Genomic DNA, 22806 nt, shown 5'->3' with positions numbered 1-22806 from the left:
TGCTCCTTCAACGACCACTTCAGAATGACGCCTGTGTCTGTGTGTTCCTTATGTCGAGGATGAGTTTCCGCTATGGCCTTAGCCTGTTCTTCATGAGTGTCATTCCCGGCGCATGGCGGCGCACGGCGGCCGGTGCAGGCCTGCTCGCCGCAGACGGAACCGTCGCGCCCACCATCTTCGCAGAGATGTCCGCAGCAGCAGCCCGTACCGGGGCGATCAATCTCGGACAGGGCTTCCCCGACGAGGACGGACCGTCGGAGGTGCTCGAGGCCGCCCGCAGCGCGATCGCGCACGGCGCCAATCAGTATCCGCCTGGACGCGGCATCCCGGACCTGCTCGACGCCATCAGCGAGCACCAGCGGCGCTTCTACAGCCTGGAGGTGGACCCGGCCAGCGAAGTGATCGTGACGGCCGGCGCCACCGAGGCTCTGACGGCGACACTGCTCGCGCTGATCGACGGCCCCGACGACGAGGTGGTCGTCTTCGAGCCGTACTACGACTCGTACGCCGCGGCGGTGGCACTGGCCGGCGCCCGGCTGCGTACGGTCCCCCTTCGCGCTCCCGACTTCCAGCCCGACCTCGATCAGCTCGCCGCGAGCGTGACCGACCGCACCCGCATCATCCTGGTCAACGATCCGCACAATCCGACCGGCGCGGTCTTCGGACGCGACGTGCTCGAGGAGGTCGTCCGGCTGGCCGCACGACATGATGCCGTCATCGTCACCGACGAGGTATACGAGCACCTCGCCTTCCATGCTCCCCATACGCCGATCGCCACGCTCCCCGGAGCAGCCGAGCGCACGCTCACGATCTCCTCGGCGGGCAAGACCTTCTCCGCGACGGGATGGAAGATCGGCTGGGTGCACGGACCAGCCGCCCTCATCACGGCTGTCCTCACCGTGAAGCAGTACCTCACGTACGTGAACGGTTCCGCCTTCCAACCCGCTGTCGCCGTCGGCCTGCGGCTGCCCGATTCGTACTTCACGGATGCCGCGGAGACGCTCGCGCACAAGCACGAGATCCTCGGCGACGGACTGCGCACGGCCGGATTCACGGTGTTCGCCCCGCAGGGTGGCTACTTCACGGTCGCGGATGCGACGGCGCTCGCAGGCACGGATGCCGCGGCATTCTGTCGCACCCTGCCGGAGCGCGCCGGCGTCGTGGCGATCCCCCTGAGCGCGTTCGTCTCCGAGGCCCGCCGGCACGAGTACGCCGGGCTGGTGCGCTTCGCCGCGTGCAAGCGCGTCGATGTTCTCGAGGAGGCGGCATCACGCCTGGCGCGGTTCTCCGCCTGACGGTTCGGCTCGCACCGCCTCGCCCTCAGCGCGGGACGACCGCGTACCTGCGCGCACGCAGCGAGGGGTTGCTCCGTCGCACCCGCTCGATCGCCGCAGCCTCCACGACCGCGACCGCCATGCCGGGGGCTGTCCCGACCCCCGCCAGGACCACGCCCTGCGGGTCGATGATCTGCGAGTGGCCGACGCCGATCGGCGTGGGGTGATCGGCCGCGACCACGTAGACGGTGTTCTCGATCGCCCGCGCGGCGAGCAGCGTCGTCCAGTGGTGCTCCTTGAGCGGCCCCCTCACCCATTCGGCGGGGACGACCAGGGCGTCGGCCTGCGCATCGACGAGCGAGCGGGCGACCTCGGGGAACCTCAGGTCGTAGCAGGTCATGAGCCCGAACCGGAGACCCGCGAGCTCGAACGTCGACGCCTCCCCCACTTCTCCGGGCTCGATCCAGTCGGACTCGGTCTGCCCGAACGCATCGTAGAGATGCTGTTTGCGATAGACGGCGAGGATCCCGTCGCCCCGCACCGCCACCACCGTGTTCCGCACGCGATGCCCGTCGGAGGCGCGCTCGACGAGGCCGGCGACGATCACCACCGCACGGTCGGCGGCCAGCGCGGTCAGAGCTTCGACGAAGTCGCCGTCGAGGTCTTCTGCGTTCGCGGCCAGGGTGTCGTCCATCGGGTCGACGAAGTAGCTCGAGTACTCGGGGAAGACGATCAGCTTCGCGCCCCGCGCGGCGGCATCGGCGGTCAGCTCCGCGATCTGCGCGAGGTTGTCGGCACGGGACGCCGTCGGCGCGAACTGGCACACGGCGACGGCGACGGCAGGGGTTTCGGGCATATCCCCATCCTCTCGCATCGACACGCCCGGGGCATCGCGAGGGGCGGCCCCGATTGGCCGAGTCCTGAGATCCGTGATAAGTTACTTCTTGTGCCGCGGGGTGGAGCAGTTCGGTAGCTCGCCGGGCTCATAACCCGGAGGTCGCAGGTTCAAATCCTGTCCCCGCAACAAATGAAAGGCCCTCTGACTCGGAGAAATCCAGGTCAGAGGGCCTTTCGCTTTGCCACGACGCTGTCGATTTCCCCGACGAGTTGGTCGATGGACGTCGAGCACGAAGCAGAATGGGCGCCCCCGAGGGGGCGCCCATTCTGTTCATCGTGGAGAAGGGGTGATCAGTCCCCCGCCGCGGACTCCAGCTGCAGCAGCTTCTCGACCGCTGCGGTGAGGCGCTCGTCGGCCTCGGCGAACTTGGCGAGGTCACCGGCCTTCAGCGCCGTCTCACGATCGATCAGGGCCTCCTGTGCGGAGGCCAGGGCGTCCGCCTGAGCATCCGTAGGCTGCGTGGGCTCTGTCGGCGTCTCTCCCGAGTCCGGATCCTCCGTGCCCGGCTCGGTGGGTTCGACCTCGTCGTCACCACCGGTCGCACCGGAGTCGCCTCCGAACAGGGTGTCGAGTGCCTCGGTGAGTGTGTTCTCGAAGGCGACCCGGTCACCGAAGGCGACGAGCACCTTCTGCAGACGCGGCAGCTGCGTCCCCTCGGACGACTGCACGTACACGGGCTGCACATACAGCAGACCACCACCGACGGGCAGCGTCAGCAGGTTGCCGTAGATCACCTCGGACTCACCCTGCTGCAGCAGGTTGAGCTGCGGCACGACGGCCGTATCCGAGTTGTAGGTGTTCTGCACCTGGCCGGGTCCGGGCACCGTCGTATCGGTGTCGATCTCGAGCATGCGCAGCTGGCCGTAGCCCTCTGCCTTCTTGCCCTTCTCTGAGCCGGCATCCGAATCCACCGCGAGGTAGCCCATCAGCACGTCACGGCTTCCGCCTGCACCCTGCGAGTTCGGGATGAACGTCGAGAACATCGAGAACCGTGGCGAATCCTGGCCGGGCATCTGCATGGTCAGGTAGTACGGCGGCTGCAGCATCGACTCACTGCGCGGGTCGTTCGGTGTCTGCCAGCGGTTGTCCTGCTGAGCGAAGGAGCCGGCCTTGTCGACGTGGTAGACGCCGAGCACATCGCGCTGCACCTTGAACAGGTCGGTCGGGTAGCGCACGTGGCTCATGAGCTCGCCCGACATGTCGCTGATCGGCTTCAGGGTCGACGGGTAGATCTTCTGCCAGGTCTTGAGCACCGGGTCTTCGTCGTCCCACGCATACAACGTGACGGAGCCGTCGTAGGCGTCGACCGTGGCCTTGACCGAGTTGCGGATGTAGTTGATGTCGTCGATGGCGAGCGTCGGCGACGGGACGTTGGAATCCGCGATCGCGTCGGACAGGCTGACGCTCGTCGAGTAGGGGTAGGTCGAGCTGGTCGTGTAACCGTCGACGATCCACACGATCCGACCGTCCACGACGCTCGGGTACGGGTCGCTGTCGAGCTCGAGGTACGGAGCGACCTTCTGCACGCGCGTCTTGGGATCGCGGTCGTACAGGATCTGCGAGTCCTCGTTCACCAGGTTGGAGAACAGGATCTGCTCCGACTGGAACTTCAGCGCGTAGAGCAGCTTGGTGAACGTGTCGCCGATCTTCGGACCGCCGCTCCCCTCGAACGTCGTCTTCGTCTCGCTCGAGCCGTCCTTGCCGCGCGGGTAGTCGATCTCCGCCGGCTCGGCACCGTCGGGGGCGCCCACGATCGAGTACTCGGGCGAGTTCTCACCGAAGTAGACCCGCGGCTCGAAGTTCTCCCGATCCGACAGGAAGCCGGATGTGGGGATGCCGCGCTCGAGGAACACAGGCTCACCGTCGGTGGTGCGCTGGTTACCCGCGGCCGCGACGAGGCCGTAGCCGTGGGTGTACACCGCGACGCGGTTGTTCCAGTTGTCTCCGTCGCCGAGGCCCGACATGTCGAGGTCGCGCACCGACACCACGGTGTCCTGCATCTTCCCGTCGATCTCGTACCGGTCGACGTCCATCGTCTTCTGGAACTGGTAGTACCCGCGGTACTGCTCGAGCTGGCGGACCGTCGGCGGGATGACCTTCGGGTCCATGATGCGAGTGGACGCCGTGGTCTCTGCGTCGGCGCGCAGCTGGCCGGCTTCGGCGTCGGTCTTGGCGGCGAACGGCGTCGTCTCGAGGTTCGCGACCCCGTACGCCTCCTTCGTGCCGTCGATGTTCCGCTGGTAGTACTCGGCCTGGTAGGCGTTCTGGTTCGGCTTCACCTGGAAGGTGGTGACCACCCAGGGGTAGCCGACGCCCACGACCAGTGCGGCGACGATCAGCAGCGCCGTGGCCGCGAGCGGGAAGCGCCAGCGACCGATGACCGCGGTGACGAAGAAGAGGATCGCCACGACGGCGGCGATGATCGCGAGGATCGCGAGACCCGGGATCGTGGCGTTCACACCCGTGTACGCCGCACCGGTGATGCGGTCGTCCGGCTGCACCAGCGTCTTGTACTGGTCGAGCCACAGGCTGGCCGCCTGCACGAGCAGATAGAGACCGGCGATGACGGCGAGCTGGATGCGCGCGGGCTTCGAGATGCGGAGCTCACCCTGGCCGATGCGCACCGATCCGTACAGGTACGACACGAGCGCCGTGACCAGCAGCGCCAGCAGGAGGACGGCCGACACGAACGCGAGGAGGATCGAGTAGAACGGCATCGCGAACATGTAGAAGCCGGTGTCGATGCCGAACTGCGGGTCGACACTCGAGGTGGCGACGCCGTTGGCCCAGAGCCACACGGTCTTCCACTGCCCCGCAGCGGCGAATCCGGCGAACAGGCCGAAGAAGATCGGCATGCCCCACATCGCGAGGCGGCGCAGGGGCTCGATGACCTCCTGGTACCGGTCCAGCTGGGAGCTGAGCCGCACGTACACCGGGCGCAGCCGGTACGCGAGCTGGATGGCGACGAACAGCGGGACGGCCATGCCGAGGAAACCGACGACGAACATCACCGCCGTGGCGATCCACTGCGTCGTGAGAACGCCGGTGAAGCCCACCTGGTCGAACCAGAGGAATTCGGTGTACAGGGAGGCGAACACGAAGAACACCGCGATCAGGGCGGCGATGATCACCAGGGAGATGCCGAGAATACGTCGGGATGTTCGAGGCGTGGCCGGATTCGGAGCTGAGGGTGAGGTCACCCTTCCATCCTAGGCATCGCTCACTGTGCGCAGGCTGTCATCCCGATCACGGCGAGGTCACGGCCGCTCCGCGGATCAGCGGGCGGCGGATTCGCAGGTGGGCAGCGAGGCGACGTCACCGTCGTCGGCGATGACCTCGAGCGCGTCGAGCGACTCGTCGAGCGTTCCCGTGCGGATCACCTGCAGCCCGTCGGGGACATGCCCGACGACCTCGTCGCAGTTTGCCTCCGGAGCGAGGAAATACTCCGCTCCGGCGTCACGCGCGCCGTACAGCTTCTGTCGGATCCCCCCGATCGGCCCGACCGTGCCGGCGGCATCGATCGTCCCGGTACCGGCAACGTTCTCCCCGCCGTTGAGCTCGCCCTCGGTGAGGGTGTCGATGATTCCGAGGGCGAACATCATCCCGGCGCTCGGACCGCCGACGTTGTCCAGCTGGATCGTCACGTCGATCTCGAAGTCGTAGCCGGTTCGGAGGGTGACGCCGATGAGCCAGGTCGTCACCCCGCCCTCGGTGTGCTCTTCCGGCGTCACTACGACGGCCTGCTCCTCGCCGTCGCGGCGCACCGTGAGGGTCACCGGGTCGCCCGCGGCCTCTTGAATCGCGGCGCGAAGCTCGGTCGCCGACTCGACTGCCGTGCCGTCGATCGCCGTGATCACGTCATCGGCTTCCAGCGCACCGTCGGCCGGTGAGTCCTCGACCGCCTCCACGACCACGACCTCTGCGCCCGTGTCGTAGCCGAGTTCGTTCAGGGCGGCCGCCGTCGCCTCGTGCTGCGAGTCGACCATCAGCGTGGCGTTGCGCTCATCGCGCTGCTCGGTCGTGACGCCCTCGGGGAAGACCGAGTCGAGCGGCACGACCGCGCGCGAGGAGTCCATCCATGCCAGCGCCAGCTCGAACCAGCTCGGGGTACGCTCACGGTTGCCGACGACCTGCACCGTGGTGAGGTCGAGCGTGCCCGCCGTCTCGAAGGTCTCAGCGCCCTCGACCTTGATCAGAGGAACCTCATCGCCGTCCTTGTCCGTCGCGGTGCCGAGGGTGTCGTAGACCGGACCCGGCCGCTGGATCACGTACGGCGAAGGCAGGAACGTCAGCACGACCAGGGCGACGAGTGCGACGATCAGCGCCCAGACTCCGAGTCCGAGCTTTCCAGACCGCGTTCGATCCACTGCATTCCTCCGTCGTTCGCGGGCGGCGTACACCGATCTGCCCGCATCGGGTTCGCGCGCAGAAACCTGTGACTAGCGTAGAGGCCACGGCTTCAGACCTGCTGAGAGGCGAGCGACATGGCAGACAACGACCCCACCCCCGAGGACTTCCAGGAGTTCCTGCGAAGGATGCTCGCGAATCAGGGCGGCGGTGACATCGATCCCGAGGCGCTTCGAGGCGCCTTCGAAGGCATGGACGGCTTCACCCTCGACCCCGCGATGATGCAGACGATCATGTCGCAGCTCCAGGGAGCCTTCGGCGGCGACCCGTGGGAGAACGCGCTGCGGCAGGCCCTGTTCATCGCCAACCGCGACGGCCAGGGCATCACCGACGGCTCCCGCACATCGCTCGCCGATTCCTTCGCCCTCGCGAATCTGTGGCTCGGCGAGGCCACCACGATCTCCGAGCTCGCCGAGACGCCCACCGCGATGACCCGCGGGGAATGGGTCGAGAAGACGCTGCCGGTGTGGAAGGAGATCGCCGATCCGGTGTCGACCAGCATCGCCGACGCGCTCACCTCCGCGCTCGATACGCAGGTCCCCGAGGAGATGCGCGACGTCGTCCAAGGTGCGGGCAAGCTCATGCGCGGCCTCGGCGGATCGGTGTTCGCCGCTCAATTCGGCCAGGTGCTCGGCAACCTGTCGCTCGAGGTGGTCTCCGGCGGCGACGTCGGGATCCCCGTGCTGCCCGCGGGCACAGCCGCCGTCATCCCGCAGAACCTCACGGCGTTCGGCGAGGGCCTCGAGATCCCGGAAGACCAGATCGCGCTCTATCTCGCCACCCGGGAGCTCGCCTACGCCCGGCTCTACCGGCACGCGAAGTGGCTGCACCTGCACGTGATGGCGCAGATCACCGACTTCGCCCGCGGCGTGACCGTCGACGTGGACGCGCTCGAAGATGTCGCGAGCCGGCTGGATCCCTCCAACCCTGAGGAGCTGCGCGCGGCCATCGAAGGAGGCGCGCTCCTGCCCGTGCAGAGCGAAGCGCAGCGCGAGGCCCTGACCCGACTCGAGAACCTCATCGCGACGATCGACGGCTGGGTCGACGTGGTGACCGCACAGGCGACCTCCCGCCTCCCCGACGGCGCGCGGATCGCCGAGGCCGCCCGTCGACGCCGAGCCGTCGGCGGTCCCGCCGAGGACGCGCTCGGTGCGCTGGTCGGGCTCAAGCTGCGACCGCGGCGCATGCGCGAAGCATCTGCGATGTGGCAGGCGGTGACCGATGCCGTGGGCATCAGCGCCCGCGACTCGCTCTGGGACTACCCCGACCTGATGCCGACGGCCGAGGACATCGACGATCCGAGCGCACTCGTCGCCCGCCTGCAGGCCGTGGAGCGCGGCGAACAGCCCGTCGCGGACGAGTTCGACGAGGCGCTCGCCCGGTTGCTCGACGGCGACGACTTCTCGGAAGAGACGCCTGCCGATGGAGCCGACGGTGGGACCGGGGACGACGGTGGGACCGGGGACGACGGTGGGACCGCGGACGACGGTGGCGCCCCGGAAGGCGACCGCCCCGTCTGAGGATCCGCCGTCGGCCGGAGCGGGAGGAGGTCCACACCTCTCCTCCCCCGTCGGGGGCATGGCCGGCAGTTGTCCACGGATGGTCCGAGAGCACCCCGCGGACTCCGGTGTCCCTCCAGAATCGGAGAGATGCCCCTCACACCGCCGATCCTCACGCGCCTCGATCCGAGTGCGCCCCTGCTGTGGCGCGACGAGCGCACACTGCAGCTCGGCGACGACGACGGACTGCGCATCGAGGCGGATGCCGCCTGGGTGGAGCTCCTGCTCAGCCGCCTGCGCACGGGTTTCCGCCGGGGGGCGTTCGACGTGATCGCACACGCCGCCGGAGCACCGCGCGAGGCGGCCAGAGATCTGCTCGCGCGCCTGGAGCCGGTTCTTGTCGACGAGCCCACCACGCCCCGCCCGGCGTGGATCGAGAGCATCGGCATCGACGACGGGCGCAGCGAATACCGCATCCGCGAGGCTCTCGCCGATGAGGGCGTCTCCCTCGTCGATCCGGGCCGGCGACCGGGCGTGAGCGTCGTGCTCGTGCGAGGTGCCGCGGCGGCCCTGCAGTTCGCACGCCACCTGCGCGAAGACACCCCGCATCTGCCCGTCTCCTTCGAGCCGGGCAGGGTGACCCTCGGGCCGCTCGTGATCCCCGGCGAAACCGCCTGCCTCGCCTGCCGTGATGCGCATGCGACCGCCCTCGACCCGGCGTGGCCGCTGCTGCACACCCAGATGATCGGGCGCGACCCCGGCCCGATCCGCGCCGCGCAGGTCGCCGAGGCCGGACGGCTCGCCGCCGCGCTCCTCGCCGACGACGGCGGCGCTGAGGGCCGCGTCGTGCGTGTCAGCGAGGGCGGTTCCCGCGTGTGGCGTTCGGTGACGTTTCACGAAGAATGCCGGTGCCGCGGCCCGTGGTCCCCATCTCAGCGAGGAACCTCGACGGAGCACGCTCCCCCCGTCCTGCCGATCTCGACCAGGACAGCGAGAGCGTTCGCGCGGCCCGCGTAACCCCCACGTAGGCCAGACGCCGCTCTTCATCGATCGACTCGAAGCTCGTCGCGTAGGAGATCGGGAGGGAGCCCTCGGCCCAGCCGGCGAGATGCACATGAGGCCATTCGAGGCCCTTCGCCGCGTGAAGGGTCGAGAGAGTCACCGTGCGCATCGTGGGCTCGTGCTGGTCCTTCGCTCGCGCCATCAGTGCGTCGCTGAAGCTGCGCAGGTTCGCGTCGGGCCCCGCCTCCTCGGCGAGCCGGAGAATCGCGCGCCGCGCCTCCCAGCCGCCGCGCTGCGCCCCGCCTGCCGCGGGCGGCTCGTCGGTGAGTCCGAGCTCGCGCAGCACTCGCTGCACACCGGGAAGGAAGCCCTGCTCCGTGGGTGCGACCGCCGCCGCACGCAGAGCCAGGATCGCCTGTCGCACCTCAGGCATCGCGAAGAAGCGGGTCCCGCCCAGCACCGTCGTCGCGATGCCCTCCGCGGCGAGCGCCTGCTGCAGCATCGCGGACTGCGCATGGGCACGGTAGAGCACGGCGATCTCCGAGGGCGACGCTCCCGCCGCGATCTGAGCGGAGATGGCGGCAGCGATGCCCGCGGCCTCTTCGCCCTCGGTGTCGTAGGCGGTGACGGTGGGGGCGTCGGCGGTGAACTGCTCGCGCGCCGGTACGAGCTCCAGCGCTCCGGGACGGCCCTGCATGAGCGCATTGGCGACCGTGAGGATCGGCGGCTGGGATCGGTAGTTGGTCTCGAGCCGTACGACGGTGGCATCGGGGTGACGGCGTTCGAACTCGAGCAGGAACCGCTGCTCCGCCCCGGCGAAGGAGTAGATGGTCTGGCTGGCGTCGCCGACGACGCAGATGTCGTGCCGGTCGCCGAGCCACAGCTCCAGGAGCCTGTTCTGCAGCGGCGAGACGTCTTGGAACTCGTCGACCGTGAAGTGACGGTACTGCTCATGGACGGATGCCGCGACCCGCGGCTCCGCCTCCAGCATGCCCGCGCATGCGAGCAGCACGTCTTCGAAGTCGAGCTGCCGACGGTCGTCCTTCAGTGCTTCGTAGCCGCGCATGAGCTCGACCAGCTGACCGGCGTCGACACCGCTGATCGGACGCCCGAGCGCCGCGTACTGGTCGATCGACAGCATCGAGACCTTGCGCCACTCGATCTCGGATGCGATGTCGCGAAGGGTGGCCGTGCTCGGGCGGAGCCGGATCGCGTCGGCGGCCTGACCGAGCATCCGCACCTTGTTGTCGATGATCGACGGCGCCGGCGAGCCGGCGAGCGTCGGCCAGAAGAAGTTGAGCTGCGCGAGCGCGGTCGCGTGGAAGGTTCGAGCAGCGACCCCATCGACCCCGAGCGCCCGCAGTCGCCCCCGCAACTCCCCCGCCGCCTTGGCGGTGAAGGTGACCGCCATGACGCGCGAGGGCGAGTAGGCGCCGGTGTCGACGCCGTGCGCGATGCGATGCGTGATGACACGTGTCTTCCCGGTACCGGCTCCGGCCAGCACGACGACGGGACCGCGAAGAACGGATGCTGCCGCCCGCTGCCGCTCGTCGAGGGCATCGAGTGCGCTCACGCGCGCTCCTCGTACCAGTCGACGATCAGTGCGCGGGCGATCGACGCGTGCCCCGGGAGCCCGACCGGGCCGTCCCCGGCGAGCGCGGATCCGATCTCCGCACGGGTGAACCAGCGCACATCGACGATCTCCTCGCCGTCTGCGAGCGCTGCGGACTCATCGTCGACGACGGCGCGGAACCCCACCATGAGCGACCGCGGGAACGGCCAGGCCTGCGACGAGATGTAGCGCAGCGACGACAGGCGCACGCCGGACTCCTCCTCGATCTCGCGGTGGACGGTCGACTCCAGCGACTCCCCCGCCTCGGTGAAGCCGGCGAAGCACGAGTACATGCGGCCGCCCCAGTTCGCATTGGCGCCGAGCAGCAGGCGCTCCCCGTCACGGCTCTCCACCGCGACGATCACGGCCGGATCCGTACGCGGGAAGTGCTCGCGCCGGCACACCAGGCAGCGTCGCGACCACCCGGCGTTGCGCAGTTCGGTACCCCCGCCGCACGTGGGACAGAACGGCGCATCGCGGAGCCACCCGGCGAGTGCGATAGCACCGGTGAGCAACTCCGATTCCTGACCGTCGATGCGGCCGCCGAGATCGCGCAGCCCGAGCCAGACCTCGTCGGGCGCGGTGTCGAGCGCGTCGGTTTCAGGCGGCGCGGCGGCCAGGAGAAGCACGGTGCCGTCGACGTCGCGTCCGAGGAGAGCCCAGGTCGCCTCGACAACGGTCTCCGTGGTCACCCGGAGGAGCGCCGAATCGACGACTCTGACACGCCCTTCGCGGACGACGATCGCCCGGGTGGCCGGGTCGTCACGGAGGCGACCGATGACGTCCGGCTCATCGCGGAGTTCGGCTGCGCGGTCGAGGGACGGGCGCTGAATGGTCATCGACTCCCTCTTTCACGGGCGTGGCGGAGGCGGGACCGCCCCTGAGCCGACCTACCCTGGGGGCATGGGACGCTCTCCTTTCACTCTAGCCGCGGCAGTGACCGCTGCTCTGCCCGGGGCGGAGGTCACGGGCGCCCGCCGCTTGAGCGCGGATGGCGACGCGCGGTTCGACTCTGCGGTGGCCTCGCTCGCCGACGGTCGCGAGCTCGCGATCCGCGTGGCAGACGACGACGAGACCGCGCGTGAACTCGCTGCCGAGGCGCTCGCGCTGCGCGCACTGACCGACGGCGCACGGGCGATGCTCCCGTTCCGCGCCCCGGCCTACGTCGGGGAGACGCGTCTCGGCGACGCACGCGCCCTCGTCACCGAGCTCCTCCCCGGATTCCAGATCGAGGCCGCCCTGGTGCCGGCCGGGCGTGGCGCCGCCGAATCGATGGGGGCGTCGATCGCCGCCGTACACGGTCTTCCGACCTCGGTCGTCCGCGGCGCAGGGCTCGCCACGCGCAGCGCCGAAGAGAGCCGCGCCGAGCTGGAACGCCTGATCGACACCGCCGCCGCCACCGGTCGCGTGCCCGCCCGCCTCACGGTCCGCTGGCGCGATGCCGTCGCCGACGACGAGCTGTGGCGTTTCGAGTCTACCGTCATCCTGGGCGGCGCCCAGGCGACCTCGTTCCTGTTCGAGGACGATGCCGAGCGCGGCCCGGAAGTGGTCGCACTGGTCGGATGGCACGGACTCTCCGTCGGCGATCCGGCCCTCGACCTCTCCTGGCTTTCGGCCGCTCCCGATGCCGCTTCCGACGTGCACGCGGCATACGCGCGCGCGGTCGATCGCGCTCCCGACGGCGGGCTGGAAGTACGAGCGCGCCTGCTCGCCGAGCTCGAGTTCGCCCGGTGGCTGGTCCACGGCGATTCGATGCACCGACCGGACATCGTCGACGACGCCGCCGCCCTGCTCGATGCACTCGCCGAAGGCATCCGCGACGACGACCTGAACATCGTCGATGCCCGTGGGGACGCTGTCGACTCCGCCCTCGAGGCGCTCGACCGTGTTCCCCAGGACGCCGCCGCCGAGATCGACACGTCGATGCACACCGACGCGTACAACCCGGAAGAACTGTGGGCGACCACCCACGACGAGTCGGACCCCGCGCAGAGCGAGACGGCGCCCCACGACCCGGTCCCGGGCACCGGCGCCGACCGTCGCACCGATGAGAGCGCGCACCGGGCCCAGATGTTGAACATCGAGACCGAGGACCTCTCGGGTGTCGCGAGCCTGTTCGCGGGAACCAGCGGAGCCGCCGGAGCGCGCGAGGATTCGCATCCGCTCGCCCCTCGCGAGCACACCGACGACGACGGGGACGATTCCGACGAGGCTCAGCGCGCCGCGCGAGCGGCGCTCCAGCGGTGGAAGAGCTCTTCCTCCGAATAGACGCGGTCGCCGCGGATGATCAGATCGTCGGCCACGTAGTACAACGCCACGTCGATGTCGTCGAGCGGCACCTCGAAGCGCCGGTGATAGGCCAGGCGGTAGAGCGCGAGCTGCAGCATCCGCTCGTCGCGCTCCTGCGCTGTGCGCGGTGCCCGGCCGGTCTTCCAGTCCACGATCTCGATGCGGTCGCCGCGGTCGGCACGCCGGTACACCGCGTCGAGCTTGCAGATCACGATGTGTGCCCCTCCGCGCTCGTCCGCCCCGGGCAGGCCGGCCCCGAGCGCGAAGTCGATCTCGATCTCCACGGCGATCGGCTTCAACCCGCCCCATTCGCTGCGCTCGAACGTCTTCTGCAGGGCGTCGAGGTCGGCGGCGTCAGCGGCAGCGCCCGACCCTTCTCGCACGAGATCTGACGCGGCTTCGTCCTCGTCGATCTCCCAGAGTGCCTCGTCGACGCGGCTGCCGACTCCGACGGTTTCGGACCGCTGCTCCACCCAGGCGTGGAACAGGGTGCCGAGGCGCGTCTGCCGATAGGGTCGCTCCGGCATGGGGCGCACGATCGACGACAGTGTTCCCGAGAAATCGGTCACGTAGTCCTTGAATCGCGAAGCGGGCACGCGTGTCGGGGCCTCGGCATCCGTCCCGCGCTGGCGCGCGGCACGCTCGGCGAGCAGGCGTTCGAGCTCGATCGTCGGCCGGGCGGTCCCGGCGTGAATCGCGTCGTCGACGGCTACGGCTGCCGCGGTGACGACGTGCCTCCGGGCGCCCAGCGGATCGAGGGGCCATCGAAGGGTGGACCCTGGACCGTCGTAGGGGTTGTCTTCCGGGTCCACCGCCTCGATCGGCTCGAGGCCGCGCACCTCGATCGCCTCGACCAGGAAAGGGCTCGGCGTGCGAGGGGCTTTCTGCCCGGCCCAGTGCGCACCGCTGAGGAGCAGATCCGTCCGCGCTCGGGTGACTGCGACGTAGGCGAGGCGTCGCTCCTCCTGCTGCTGGTAGGCGCGGTAGGCGTCCTTGAACCGCTTGAGCGCGCCCCCGTGCGGATTCGCCTTCGTCGCGCCGCCCGAGAGCGACGCCTGCGCGAGCTTCTGCCGCTTCGCGGAGTCGGCCTCGCCGCCCATGGCCTCGACGGGGTCCCACTCGAAGTGCGGCAACGCGTCCTGGTCACCCCGAAGCGCGAACGGCACGACGCCGAACCCGAACCACCCGGATGTGTCGGAGACCCTGCTCGGGAGCTCATCGGCAACCAGTCTGACCACGGCGACCGCATCCCACTCCAGTCCCTTCGAGCCATGGATGGTCAGCAGCTGGACGACACCGGCCTCCGGCGGCTCCGGACGCGGCATCAGCTCATCCGTGCTCTCGGCTTTGTCGAGCCAGGCGAGCAGGCTGCCGATGCTCCCCCGCTCGTCGGCGGCGAGGAACGCACGAACCTCGTCGGCGAAGGCGCGCAGCTGCGTGGCCGCGATGCGTGCCGGGCCGCGGGTCTCGTTGGCCGCGAGCTCGATATCCAGGCGGAGTTCGAGCTCGATGAGCCGGATCAGCTCCGGGATCGGCTGCGACGAGGCGCGTCGGAGCCGTTCCAGCATCTCCCCCGCTGCTCTGACCCGCGCGCGCCCGTCAGGGGTGATCGATTCGAGCAGCCGGTAGTCGTCGCGCACTGCTCGCACCACGTCGACCGCGTCGATGATCGACACCGCCTCGTCCGCGCCGCGGGAAGAGCGCAGCCGTGCCCGCACCTCCTCCGGCAGCGGCGCCATCGCGGTGTCACGCTCCGACAGGGTGCGGCCGAGGTCGTAGAGGGCAGCCATGTCGGCGACACCGACGCCGAATCGGGGACCGGTGAGCAGCCGGATCAGTGCAGACCCGGCCGTCGGGTCGTGCACGACACGAAGGGTCGAGACGACGTCGACGACCTCCGGTGTCGCCAGGAGTCCGCCGAGGCCGAGGATGCGGTGCGGGATGCCTCGGCCGGCGAGTGCAGCCGCGAAGGTCTGCATATGCCGCTTGGAGCGGAAGAGGATCGCGCCGGTGTGGGGCGTCTGAGCCTGCCCCGCACCGGCCGCACGGGCATCGTGCTCCGCCCGCCTATCGGCGAACCAGTCCGCGACGGCCGCGGCCTCCTCGTCGACCGTGAACGGGAATCGCACGGCGACCGTGCCTTCTCCGGCTCCAGGGCGAGGTTCGAGCGGCGGCACGTCGAGTCCTGGCCGCTGCAACGGTTCGAGCACACGGTTCGCGATGCCGAGAATGCCCCGATCGTTCCGCCAGCTCGTCATGAGGCTGTAGGTCGTCGCTGTTCCCGTGCCCGAGAACGTGGCCGCGAAGGCGTACAGGTTGTCGGCGCTCGCGCCCCGCCAGCCGTAGATGGACTGATGGGGGTCGCCGACCGCCATCACTGCGGAATCACGGAAGAGCTCGGCGAGGAACCGCGTCTGGATCACCGAGGTGTCCTGATACTCGTCGAGGAGCACGACGCGGTGCTGCTCACGGAGCTCCGCGCGGACATCGGGCGCGGACTCGACGATGTCGTAGGCCCCGCTGACCTGATCGGCGAAGTCAAGTACGCCACGGCGTTCCTTCGCGTCGATGTAGTCGCGCACCAGGCGTGCGAGGGTGGGCAGACTGAGCAGGTTGACCGCCGCCTTCTCGACATCGGCGTTGCTGCGATAAGGCTCGAAGGCGAGCGCCTGCTCCCGCGCGATCCGCTCGGCCGAATCGAGGTCGACACGATGGTCGAGGGCGTCACCCGCGAGCCGCTGCACGGCGTCGATGATCGTCCCGAGCGCGTAGTCGATGTTCTCGAGCTCCGGCAGATCGCTGCGGAGCACGACTTCCCGCGCGAGCATCCAGGAGGCTGCCTGACTGAGCATCGCGACATCGGGATCCCGCCCGATCCGTGCCGCGTGTTCGCGGACGATGCCGTCGGCGAACGCGTTGTACGTCGAGACGCGCGGCCGGACCATGAGGTCTTCCGCCGATCGCGGCGTCGCCGGATCCCACCCGGTGCCGACGCGCGCTGCCAGCTCATCGAGCACATGCGTGCGCACGAGCTCGCGCTGGCGGCCCGGCACCGCCTCGTCGACACGACGAAGCGCACCGGTCCGCACGATCTCGGGCAGATGCGGCAGAAGCCCCCGGCGTCCGTACTCGTCGATGACCGCGAGCCGATGACCGATCCGCTCTGCGAGCTCGCCCGCCGCCTTCCGCGTGAACGTCAGGCCGAGGATCTCATCTCTGCGCACGTGTCCGTTCGCGACCAGCCACACCACGCGCCCCGACATCGTCTCGGTCTTGCCGCTGCCGGCGCCGGCAACGACCAGGGCCGGCTCCGGTGGGGCCTCGATCACGCGCTGCTGGGCGGCTGTGGGCGACGGCTGGCCGAGGGCGGCGGCGATGTCTGTGGCGGAGATACCCTCGCCACCGCTCCACCCCGTCACGAGCTCACCGCCGGCACCGTGTGGATGCGACACGGATGCACGCGGCGCTGCGTGTCTGCGCAGTGCGACTCCACCTGCGCGGTGAAGCTCGATGCCGACATGCCGCGCGCCGCATCCGACACCCGCCGGAGGAAGGCGGAGCGCGACTCGTCGCTCAGCGTGTGCTGATGCGCGATGCGATAGTCGCTCTTCGAGAGCGTCTTCGAGACGATCACCAGCCGCGCCCCCGCCAGCGACGTCGGCGGGGCTCCCTCGACGAGGCCCTCCTGGACGGCGACCTGATAGGCGGCCAGCTGCGCGTGCTCGGCGACGCCGGAGTCGGATTCCGGGTCGTTCTTTCCGGTCTTCAAGTCGACGACGACCACGGGCCCTTCCGTTCCGCCCGACATCCGCTCCCATCCCCGGCCCCGGGCGTGGGAGTGTTCACCGGCTTCGGGCGGATACGCCTCGACCCGGTCGATGTACCCGTGGATGATCGCCTTGTTCGCCCGGTCTTCCCCGACCGGATGCACCGTCGGCACGGTCTCGAGCTCCGCGTCGGGGGCCACGTCGACGGCGAAGCGGAACTCCATCTCGCTGCCGATCACCCGACCGCCCTCGCGGCGCACGTCGCCGAGATAGGTGTGCAGGCGATCCACCAGCACGTCGGCCCGCCGCCGCTCCTTGCGGCCGATCCACTCGGTCTCGAAGTCGAGTTCCGGCCAGTGCTCGGCGACGATCGCGCGCATGCGCTCCAGGTCACCGTCGGGAACGCGCTCCATCGCCTCGTGCACGATCGTGCCGATGCCGGCGGTCGGGGGCATCACGGTGTCGCCGCCGAGCGCGGAGACGACCCAGTTGAGACCGCACTCCTCATAGGACTCCATCTTCGATGGCGAGACCCTTGCGCCGGTGACCGCGAGGTCTCGCAGCGGCGCATCGGTCGAGGTCGGGGTCACCCCGTACCACTCGGCCGGATCTGCGCCGGGCACACCCTCCCGGGCGAGCACGGCGAGCTGCCCGGCGGCGTCGCGTCTGATCGGCTCCGCATGCGCGGCGGTGAGGGCGCGACGATGCCGGGCGACCAGTCCGCGCAGGGTGAGGGGATGCTCGGCGGACGCGTGCCGTTCGGGCGGTTCCGGAGCGGGCAGGAACCCGAAGAAGGGACTCGGCGTGAGGTCGTCATCGTCGACCGCCGTGATCAGCAGGCGGTCACGCGCACGCGAGACCGCCCGGACGAACAGCCGGAGCTCGTCGTGCAGCGCCGCCCGCCGCCGATCCAGCACGCCCGGAGGTTCAGTGCTGATGCCGGTGCGCGACGCGTGGATCGCATCTGCCAGCCGCCAGGTCTGCAGCAGCCCGCCGCGCAGGCGAACGTTCGGCCAGATGCCCTCCTGCACCCCCGCGACGACGACCGCGTCGAACTCCGTGCCGAGGGCGGTGGCGGGAGTCAGGAGCGTGACCTTGCCCGGGCGATCAGGAGTCGACAGCGAATCCTCGGGGACCTCGCTGTCGAGGATGTCGCGCACGAAAGTATGCGGCTTCTCGTTGGGGGTGCGCTCGACGAACCTCTTCGCGGCGTCGAAGAGGGCGACGAGAGCATCGAGTGCGCGGGCCGTCTCGGCACCGGTGGGCAGCTGCGAGATCTCGCGCCAGGCGACCTGGAGTCGGCGACCGTCCACGGCGCGGGCCTGATCCCACACCCGCCACAGCAGGTCGTGAATCGTCTCCCCTTCGGCGGCCGCTCTGGCCGTGGCTTCGATCGTCTCGGCGAAGCGCTCGGCCGTACGCGACTCCGGGGCGTCGATGAGGGTCAGGTGGGCAGGGTTGGCCATGGCCTGCCGCAGCAGCTCTCGTGCGGGCGTCGCGCCGCCCTGCTCGAGCTCGATGTGCCGGAGCCGGGCACGGAGGCGGCGCAGTCCGATCGCGTCCATCCCTCCGAACGGGGTGCGCATGGCTTCTTCGAGCGCGTCGGATGTGCGTTCCTGGGTCGGGGTCAGCGCGAGGCGCACGATGCCGACGATGTCGCGCACGATACCCTCGCTCCCGAGCGGGCGCTGCACTCCGGCGGCCCGCGTGGGGATCTCGCGGGCCGCGAGCTCGGTCTCCAGCGTGGTCACCTGTCGCGTGTCGTGCGCGACGACAGCCATCCGATCCCAGCGGATCCCCTCGGAGAGATGCCATTCCCGCATCACGCCGGCGATGCGATCGAGCTCTTCGTAGGGCGATGGAGCGATGAAGGTCGAGACCCGGGCCTCGATCTCCTCCGATGGCACCGGCACGGGAGCACGCCGGTGCTCCACCCGACCGGAGACGCCGATCGCCTGCGTGACCGTCCTGGTGAGAGCGGTGAGCGCCGGCTGTTGGCGATGTGCACCGTCGAGCACATGCACCTCCCCGAGCGCGCCTGCGAGCTGGGCGAACAGCTCCGGGCTCGCCCCGCGGAAGGAACCGGACGAGATGTCGGGGTCGCCGAAGGCCAAGACGGCGATGCCTCGCTCACGCAGACCCCGGACCATCGCGATCCCGCCGCGTGTGAGCTCCTGCGCGTCGTCGATCAGCACCGCCCGTAGGGGCGCCAGAGGGCCGAGGGTCGCCGCGTCCGCCTCCTGCAGGATCGTGCTCGCCTCACTCAGCAGATCTGCGGCATCGCGGTGTGCGGATCGCAGCGCATCGAGCACCGTTCGATACTCGACGAGGAACTCCGCCGTTGCGGCCCACACATCGTTGCCCGACGCGCGGAGCTCGTCGGGATGGACGCCGCTCTCGGTGCACTCCGCCAGGAAGGCTCGGAGCTCGGAACGGAATCCCTTCGAGGCGCGAACGGAGGCGCTGAGAGCGTCCGGCCACGGAATACGCCCGTCTTCCGCGTCACCGGCGAGCAGTTCGGCGATGATCCGGTCCTGATCCGCACCGGTGAGCAGCGCGGGCGGCTCCGACCCCTGTCGCACCATCGCCCCGCGCACGAGCTGGAAGGCGAAGGATCCGAGGGATCGCGCCAGGGGCCCGGGTGTGGCCTGACCGATGCGCACGCCGATCCGATCTCGCAGCGCCGTAGCCGCCTGTCGACTCGGAGTGAGCGCGAGCACCTCTTCCGGTCGCAGCCCCTGCGCGTCCAGCAGATGCACGACGCGGTCGACGAGGGTACGGGTCTTCCCCGTTCCCGGTGCTCCGATGATGATGCCGGATGCCGACGACTCTGCGGCGATCACAGCTCGCTGCGCGGCATCCGATGTCATGTCATCCACGCTATCCGGACGCGCGGACATCGGCGTGCGTCGCCGCCTGTGCGCTCAGGGCGAAACGGCGGCGGCAGGCCGATCCGGCACGAGGCGCGCGGGGTAGAGTTGGGCCAGTCCCCGAACTTCAAGGAGCACGCGTGGAAATCCGCATCGGCATCATCAACACCGGCCGTGAACTGAGCTTCGACACCGGCGCGAGCGCAGACGAGGTCCGCACCCAGGTCGCCACGGCGCTGGAGCAGAACGCGACGCACGTGAGCTTCGCCGATGTGAAGGGCAACTCCTACATCGTCCCGACCGCGAACCTCGCCTACATCGAGCTGGGCTCCGAGGAATCGCGCCGCGTCGGCTTCGTCGCCTGATCCGACGATGTACATCCTCCTCGCACTCGTCGGGGCGTGCGCGCTGGGAATCGCGGTGCACTTCCTGATCGCCGACCGCGAGCTGCGCGGGGTCGCCCTCGCACCTGCCATCGCGACGGCCATGTCGGCGATCCTCTACACGGGACTGCAGTGGCTGGGCGTCGGCGAGGACAGCATCTGGCTGTGGCTCGCGAGCGTTCCGGGCGCCGCCGTGATCGCGGCCGGCGCGACCGTGGCCGTCACGACACTGCGCAAGCGCTCGGACGCGGCGGCCAGAACCGCACTGGGCATCTGACCGAAGCGGCCCGGGCCACCTCGGCATCAGCGTCTACGACGCGAGGCCCATCGCATCCATGCGTCGCGCGTGCGCGCCCATCAGCTCGGTGTACACCGGCTCGATGCGCGCGTCGTCGACGTCGAGCAGCTCGGGCCGCAGGGCGAAACGGCAGACGAGAATCGTGTCTCCGACCAGTCGGCGAGCCCACATCGACAGCAGCGAACGCCACTCCTCGTCGCTCTCGATCGTCTCCTGGATGATCGCGACGATCTCGTGGCCGGCGTCATCCTCCCGCAGGATCTGCGCGACCCGACGGCCGGTGTCCCCATAGCTCGAGGCGAGCGCGAGATAGAAGTCGTCGAGCATCCCCGCGGTGATGTAGACCGCCAGCAGGGTCTCGCGCGGACGCGCACCGATCGTCTTGCGCCGGAACGCATCGAGGTGCTCGCGGAACGGCAGCATCACCTGCGTCGGATCCCCGCCGCGCTCGGCGATGACCTCGACGATGCCGCGGTGCTTGGTCAGTGCTGCCCCGGCGGCGCGTGACAGCGACTCCTTCTCGGACAGCTCCGGCGTCGCTCGGATGAGTCGGGTGAGCGTCTCGAAATACCCCAGTTGCAGGTAGGCCGCCTGGCCGAGGAAGCGATCGAGTTCGGGCGCGAGTTCGGCGAAGTCGATGCGCGTGGCATCGCCCTGTTCCCCTCGACTGCGCAGGGCGAGGGTACGCCGCGGCGCATCTTCGCGCTGCCAGAACCACTTAACCACGAGGTCTTCCTCCCGAGTCCGCCACGTCGTTCACAATACCCGCGCCCGGACCTCCTTCCGGGTCTCGACGGCCCCTCGGGTAGGCTGGGCGTGTCCCCGCCGTCGGAGCGGGGCCCCGCGCCTGTGGCACAAGAGACGGCGTGGATCCGTTAACGTGGCGATCCCCCAGGCTCGCCGGACAGGCAATCTGAATAAAGTGACAACTTTCGCCGATCTCGGCATCGACCAGGACATCGTCGACGCACTCGCCGCCAAAGGCATCGTCGACGCGTTCCCCATCCAAGAGCAGACCATTCCCCTCGGCCTTCCCGGCCAGGACATCATCGGTCAGGCCAAGACGGGAACCGGCAAGACCTTCGGCTTCGGCATCCCCGTCGTCCAGCGCCTCGGCAAAGACCCGGAGCACGGGGTCAAGGCCCTCATCGTGGTGCCGACTCGCGAGCTCGCAGTGCAGGTCTACGAAGACATCGACCTGCTCACCAGCAACCGTTCCACCAGCGTCGTCGCCATCTACGGCGGCAAGGCGTACGAGGGGCAGATCGACCAGCTCAAGGCCGGCGCGCAGATCGTCGTCGGAACCCCCGGGCGTCTGATCGACCTCGCGGGCCAGCGGCTGCTCGACCTCTCGAACGCGACCGAGGTCGTGCTCGACGAGGCCGACAAGATGCTCGACCTCGGCTTCCTCGCCGACATCGAGAAGATCTTCCAGAAGGTCCCGGCCGTCCGCCACACGCAGCTGTTCTCGGCGACCATGCCCGGCCCGATCGTTGCGCTCGCCCGCCGGTTCATGTCCAACCCGATCCACATCCGGGCGAACGACCCCGATGAGGGCCTCACGCAGGCGAACATCAAGCACCTGGTCTACCGCGCGCACTCGATGGACAAGGACGAGATCATCGCCCGCATCCTGCAGGCCGAGGGCCGCGGCAAGACCGTGATCTTCACCCGCACGAAGCGTGCAGCCCAGCGCCTCGTCGACGAGCTGAGCGACCGCGGCTTCAACGTCGGCGGCGTGCACGGCGACATGGGACAGGATCAGCGCGAACGCTCGATGGCGGCGTTCAAGGCCGGAAAGCGCGACGTGCTGGTCGCGACCGACGTCGCCGCCCGCGGCATCGACGTCGACGATGTCACGCACGTGATCAACCACACGATCCCGGACGAGGACAAGACGTATCTGCACCGCGCGGGCCGCACCGGTCGCGCCGGCAAGACCGGTATCGCGGTCACCTTCGTCGACTGGGAGGACCTGCACAAGTGGGCCCTCATCAACCGCGCCCTCGAGTTCGGTCAGCCGGAGCCCATCGAGACCTATTCGTCGAGCCCGCACCTGTTCGAGGACCTCGACATCCCGCAGGGCACCAAGGGCCGTCTGGTATCGGCACCGAAGACGGAGTCGGTCAAGACCGAGCGCGCGCGTCGTCCCGAGCGTGCGGCGGATGCCGCGGCTGAAGGCACCGACGAGGGCGGCACGCGCCGTCGCCGCCGTCGCCGCAACAGTACGACCCCGGTCGGTTCGACCTTCGCCGAAGGTGCTGCCGAGACGGCCTCCGCCGAGGGCCAGTCCGCTCCGGCAGCCGACCGCAGCGCCGAGGGCGCCGGCACGCACGACGGTGCGGGCAAGGAGCACCACGACGGCAAGCCGGCCCCCGCACGTCGTCGCCGGCGTCGCCGCGGCGGTTCCGGCGCGGGAGCGGCTCCGGTCGCCGGGGCCTGACAGACCTCAGCACCTCACGAAGGGCGCGAGAAGCGGACGATCGTCTGCATCTCGCGCCCTTCGT

At 69.6% G+C, this 22806-nt stretch carries 14 protein-coding genes and 1 tRNA gene; 7 read left to right on the top strand and 8 right to left on the bottom strand.

Annotated features, from left to right (window positions below; genetic code table 11):
• The first annotated feature begins 92 nt into the window (after positions 1-92).
• Entirely contained in the window at positions 93-1295 is a 1203-nt protein-coding gene (locus ACFC14_RS11955) for an aminotransferase class I/II-fold pyridoxal phosphate-dependent enzyme (RefSeq protein ID WP_376104605.1), read from the top strand.
• Positions 1296-1320: 25 nt separating this feature from the next.
• On the opposite strand, the gene ACFC14_RS11950 is transcribed toward ACFC14_RS11955, so the two are convergent.
• On the bottom strand, positions 1321-2130 hold the full coding sequence (locus ACFC14_RS11950) for a carbon-nitrogen hydrolase family protein (protein WP_376104602.1): 810 nt from the start codon (positions 2128-2130) through the stop codon (positions 1321-1323).
• Between the two features lie 94 nt (positions 2131-2224).
• Between ACFC14_RS11950 and ACFC14_RS11945 the strand changes: the two genes are divergently transcribed.
• A tRNA-Met gene (locus tag ACFC14_RS11945) sits at positions 2225-2298 on the top strand.
• A gap of 164 nt (positions 2299-2462) precedes the next feature.
• Here ACFC14_RS11945 and ACFC14_RS11940 read toward each other — a convergent pair.
• Positions 2463-5372, bottom strand: a complete 2910-nt coding sequence (locus ACFC14_RS11940; protein WP_376104599.1) for a UPF0182 family protein — start codon at positions 5370-5372, stop codon at positions 2463-2465.
• Positions 5373-5447: 75 nt separating this feature from the next.
• Positions 5448-6539 (bottom strand): PDZ domain-containing protein, encoded by a 1092-nt coding sequence (locus ACFC14_RS11935; RefSeq protein ID WP_376104597.1) that lies wholly within the window; start codon positions 6537-6539, stop codon positions 5448-5450.
• 117 nt (positions 6540-6656) lie between these two features.
• Here ACFC14_RS11935 and ACFC14_RS11930 point away from each other — a divergent pair, with 117 nt between their 5' ends.
• Positions 6657-8099 (top strand): zinc-dependent metalloprotease, encoded by a 1443-nt coding sequence (locus ACFC14_RS11930; RefSeq protein ID WP_376104594.1) that lies wholly within the window; start codon positions 6657-6659, stop codon positions 8097-8099.
• A gap of 832 nt (positions 8100-8931) precedes the next feature.
• Here ACFC14_RS11930 and ACFC14_RS11925 read toward each other — a convergent pair.
• Both ACFC14_RS11925 and nudC read right to left on the bottom strand, forming a co-directional pair.
• Positions 8932-10653, bottom strand: coding sequence for an ATP-dependent helicase (locus ACFC14_RS11925; RefSeq protein WP_376104591.1), 1722 nt, complete (start codon positions 10651-10653; stop codon positions 8932-8934).
• Positions 10650-11531 (bottom strand): NAD(+) diphosphatase, encoded by an 882-nt coding sequence (nudC, locus tag ACFC14_RS11920; RefSeq protein ID WP_376104589.1) that lies wholly within the window; start codon positions 11529-11531, stop codon positions 10650-10652. The genes ACFC14_RS11925 and nudC overlap by 4 nt, the downstream gene beginning before the upstream one ends.
• A 64-nt stretch (positions 11532-11595) precedes the next feature.
• On the opposite strand from nudC, the gene ACFC14_RS11915 reads away from it, so the two are divergent.
• Positions 11596-12960 carry a hypothetical protein gene (locus tag ACFC14_RS11915; RefSeq protein ID WP_376104586.1) on the top strand — a complete coding sequence of 455 codons (1365 nt, stop codon included), beginning with the start codon at positions 11596-11598 and terminating at the stop codon, positions 12958-12960.
• On the opposite strand, the gene ACFC14_RS11910 is transcribed toward ACFC14_RS11915, so the two are convergent.
• The gene (locus tag ACFC14_RS11910; RefSeq protein ID WP_376104583.1) at positions 12906-16433 is read right to left on the bottom strand and encodes a UvrD-helicase domain-containing protein; all 3528 of its coding nucleotides are present in this window, start codon (positions 16431-16433) and stop codon (positions 12906-12908) included. The two genes, ACFC14_RS11915 and ACFC14_RS11910, sit on opposite strands and share 55 nt — an antisense overlap.
• Positions 16397-19618, bottom strand: a complete 3222-nt coding sequence (locus ACFC14_RS11905) for an ATP-dependent helicase (RefSeq protein ID WP_376104580.1) — start codon at positions 19616-19618, stop codon at positions 16397-16399. The genes ACFC14_RS11910 and ACFC14_RS11905 overlap by 37 nt, the downstream gene beginning before the upstream one ends.
• Before the next feature lie 140 nt (positions 19619-19758).
• Here ACFC14_RS11905 and ACFC14_RS11900 point away from each other — a divergent pair, with 140 nt between their 5' ends.
• Positions 19759-19983, top strand: coding sequence for a DUF3107 domain-containing protein (locus ACFC14_RS11900; protein WP_136043592.1), 225 nt, complete (start codon positions 19759-19761; stop codon positions 19981-19983).
• Positions 19984-19990: 7 nt separating this feature from the next.
• Complete coding sequence (locus ACFC14_RS11895) at positions 19991-20278, top strand: hypothetical protein (RefSeq protein ID WP_376104577.1); 288 nt, start codon at positions 19991-19993, stop codon at positions 20276-20278.
• A 33-nt stretch (positions 20279-20311) separates the two neighbouring features.
• Here the strand turns inward: ACFC14_RS11895 and ACFC14_RS11890 are convergent, their stop codons facing one another.
• The gene (locus ACFC14_RS11890) at positions 20312-21025 is read right to left on the bottom strand and encodes a ferritin-like fold-containing protein (RefSeq protein WP_376104574.1); all 714 of its coding nucleotides are present in this window, start codon (positions 21023-21025) and stop codon (positions 20312-20314) included.
• Between the two features lie 196 nt (positions 21026-21221).
• Here ACFC14_RS11890 and ACFC14_RS11885 point away from each other — a divergent pair, with 196 nt between their 5' ends.
• Positions 21222-22742: a DEAD/DEAH box helicase gene (locus tag ACFC14_RS11885; RefSeq protein ID WP_376104571.1), complete on the top strand. Its 1521-nt coding sequence runs from the start codon at positions 21222-21224 to the stop codon at positions 22740-22742.
• The last annotated feature ends 64 nt before the right edge of the window (positions 22743-22806 follow it).

It is taken from the genome of Microbacterium sp. NPDC055988 (assembly GCF_042269505.1).
Classification (GTDB): domain Bacteria; phylum Actinomycetota; class Actinomycetes; order Actinomycetales; family Microbacteriaceae; genus Microbacterium.
The sequence above is the reverse complement of the archived record's forward strand: the minus strand, read 5'-3'. Positions and strand labels throughout refer to the sequence as shown.